This window comes from Mucilaginibacter sp. (assembly GCF_028288105.1).
Lineage (GTDB): Bacteria > Bacteroidota > Bacteroidia > Sphingobacteriales > Sphingobacteriaceae > Mucilaginibacter.
The window spans coordinates 1-3,440 of sequence record NZ_JAQBOI010000001.1 but is presented as its reverse complement, the minus strand read 5'-3'; the positions used below and the strand labels follow the sequence as shown (position 1 = coordinate 3,440).

Here is a 3,440-nt window from a genome sequence, read left to right as displayed (position 1 = left end):
AATATTATTAAGCTAAAAAGTATAAATTTAAAGTATCGCATTTTGTGTTATAGTTCAGAATTTTTTTGAAGATTCTACCCTTCCATCCAACAGATTAATAATACGCGTACCATATTCCGCGTTTTTTTCAGAGTGTGTTACCTGGATTATAGTAACGCCATCTTCTTTGTTCAGCTTACGAAACAGCTCCATGATCTCCTCACCCTGTTTAGAGTTTAGGTTACCTGTAGGTTCATCGGCCAGTAATAATTTTGGTTTGGCAATCAAAGCACGGGCTATACCTACTAATTGCTGCTGCCCGCCTGATAATTGCGCGGGGAAAAGATCCTTTTTACCTACTATCTGAAAACGATCGAGCATATCGGCTACCATTGCTTTACGTTCCGATCCTTTTACATCCTGATAGATCAAAGGCGTTTCGATGTTTTCATAAACGGTAAGCTCATCAATTAAATGGTAAGCCTGAAAAACAAAGCCGATGTATTGTTTATACAGGGCAGAACGTTGTCTTTCTTTAAGCTGATGTACGGCCTCATTTACAAAATAGTGGTAACCATCCGAAGGTTCGTCAAGCATACCTATAATGTTCAGCAAGGTTGATTTGCCCGAACCCGAGGGCCCCATGATGGAAACAAATTCGCCTTCATCAACATCAAGACTGATGTCGTTTATAACGAAATTCTTGTTTCCGCCTACCTGGTAATACTTTGAAATATGCTGAAGTGATAACATTTTTAATTATGGTGTTAATTGAATTACTTGGTTATTTATTGCAATTTCTTAAACTGATTTTGGTATTCAGGTATGAATAATATACCAAACTTTTAAATACCTTAATATCAGCTTATTATATTCAATGTTAAAAGCTAAAACTGTACGCTTATGTACAGCGTGCGTTCGGTTATGATACAGTTATTGCTTAGAGACCGTTGGTTGGAGATTAGAGGTTAGGAAAACTGAGACAATTACCATAAAGTAAAAAGAGGTTAGCTTTATAAAGCTAACCTCTTATCTCTATTCTCCAAGTTCTAAAACTACTCGCTCCTCAAACTTTTTACCGGGTTGGATAATGCAGCTTTTACCGATTGATAGCTTACCGTTAAAAACGCTATAAGCGCGGCCATGCCGCCCGCAAGGGCAAATACCCACCATTGTATACTTATACGGAAAGCGAAGTCCTGTAGCCAGGTATCCATGGCATACCAGGCAAGTGGCGATGATATGATGATAGCTATTAGTACCAGTTTTAAAAAATCGAACGATATTAAACCTACTATGCTCATAACACCCGCACCCAATACCTTACGGATACCAATTTCTTTAATTCGCTGGCGGGTTGAGAAGACAGCCAAACCAAATAAGCCAAGGCATGATATAAATATGGTTACTGCAGTAAAGGCCATTAATATACTACCTGTACGTTGATCGCTTTTATACATTTCTTCAAATTCCTGATCAAGAAAGTGGTACTCAAATGGTGTATTTGGGTAAAAGCTATGCCATTTAGCTTGTATAGCGGCAATAGTGCCGGCCGTATTTTTACCTGATGTTTTTATCAGCAGCTTACCAAACCACTCATACTCCGGGAACATGGCTATGGGTGTTATTTCCTGGTGAAGTGAGGCGAAGTTAAAATCTTTTGCAACGGCTTTTATGGTACCCATACGGCCATTTAAGCCTATCTTTTTTCCAATAGCTTCTTCCGGCTTCCAGCCAAGGGCGCTAACAGCTTTTTCGTTTAGTATAAAGCTATATTTGCGTTTCTCTGTTTCTTTTACCATAACCTGTTGTTCATCGCCAATGTCAAGGGGAGTGCCGGCTATCAGCTTTATACCTAAAGTTTTTGTAAAGCTTTTCTCGATAGGTATCGCTGTAACAGATAAGCTGTAATCGGCAGGTTTACCTTCTGCAGTATTTATGGAATAACCGCCGCGTACATTAACCGGCGAATCATAACTGGCCGTTGAACCTAAAACACCGCTTTGTTGGTTAATTTCGCTTTTAAAAGCCTCAACACTGCTATATGCTATATTACCTATATCTAATATTAAAACCTGGTCGCGGTTAATGCCGGTATTTAAGGTCTGCATATATCTTAACTGGTTTCCCGCGATAAGGGTGCTGATTATAAAGAACACAGACACGATGAATTGAAACACTACAAGCGATTTACGCAGTATGTTTCCTCCTGCCTGTGATGAAGAATTACCCTTAAGGGTAACAATTGGTTTAAAAGCAGAAAGATATAACGATGGATAGGTTCCAGCAAGCAGGGTAACCAATATAAACAACACCACTAACGCCGATACAAGCCAGGAAAGGTTCCATGTTTGAAAACCCAATTGCTGACCGGCAAACATACTAAATGAAGGAAAACATAAGGTAAGCAGCAGTACACCTATTATTAATGAAAATAAGGTTATTATACCTGCTTCAATAATAAACTGACTAAATAACTGCCCACGCATAGCGCCCATTACCTTGCGTACACCTATTTCGCGGGCACGCTCTGCCGAACGCGCGGTAACCAGGTTAAGGAAGTTTACACAGGCTAATATTAGTAATACAACCGCAACAATGCCTAAAATGTAGATATACTTAATATCGCCCGGTGTTTCCAAGCTGTAGAGCGCTTTTGAGTTTAAATGGACACTGGTAAGCGGTTCTAAAGTGTACAAAGTTTTAGCACCGACCCTGTTCTGACCTTTTAAAATATTGGCAATATAAACATCCATTTTTTTCTCCAGCGCCTTAATATCAGTACCCGGTTTAAGCAGCAGGTATGAGTAATTGCTGGCAGCGTTCCACTTATATACTTTGGTATCCGGGTCAACCGCCGAATTGGCCATCATATCAAACTTTATCTGTGAATATGAAGGCACATCCTCAATAACACCAGTCACCATCAGGTTATTGGTTTGATTAACCTTCAGCACCTTCCCTATTGGGTTATCGGTACCAAAGTATTTTTTTGCTGTTGATGCCGTAATAACTATTGATGAGGGATCGACCAGGGCTTTAGCCGGGTTACCTGCCAAAAATTTAAATGAAAATATTTTGAAGAAAGATTCATCGGCAAGAAGCATGCTTTTTTCAGCGAATAGCTTATCGCCATACTGTACAGCGGCAGGGCTATAGCCAGAGTAGTTAAATATACGCACGCCATTTTCTATCTCAGAAAATTCCTGCTTGTAAACCGGTACAGGTGCTGTTTGTGTAACAGCAATATAGCGCGCTTCTTTGTCATCCGGCGATTGATAGCTGTACGCTATCCTTACAATCCTGTTGGCATTAGTGTTAAAACGATCATATCTCAGTTCGTTAATTAAATAAGTAGCCAGTAATAAAAAACAGCAGATACCTACTGCCAGGCCGGCCATACTAATTATAGATGTGGTTTTATTTTGCAATAAATTACGCCACGCTGTTTTTAAATAATT

Annotated in this window: 2 protein-coding genes; both read right to left on the bottom strand. The window is 39.5% G+C overall.

The window, feature by feature from the left end; all coding sequences use genetic code 11:
* Positions 1-54: 54 nt before the first annotated feature.
* Positions 55-732, bottom strand: coding sequence for an ABC transporter ATP-binding protein (locus JWQ85_RS00010; RefSeq protein ID WP_299462011.1), 678 nt, complete (start codon positions 730-732; stop codon positions 55-57).
* A gap of 302 nt (positions 733-1,034) precedes the next feature.
* On the bottom strand, positions 1,035-3,440 hold a 2,406-nt coding region (locus JWQ85_RS00005; RefSeq protein ID WP_299462007.1), incomplete at its 5' end, for an ABC transporter permease.

Excerpts from the sequence above, each read along its gene's own strand:
- JWQ85_RS00010 (WP_299462011.1), bottom strand. The coding sequence starts at position 732 with ATGTTATCACTTCAGCATATTTCAAAGTATTACCAGGTAGGCGGAAAC.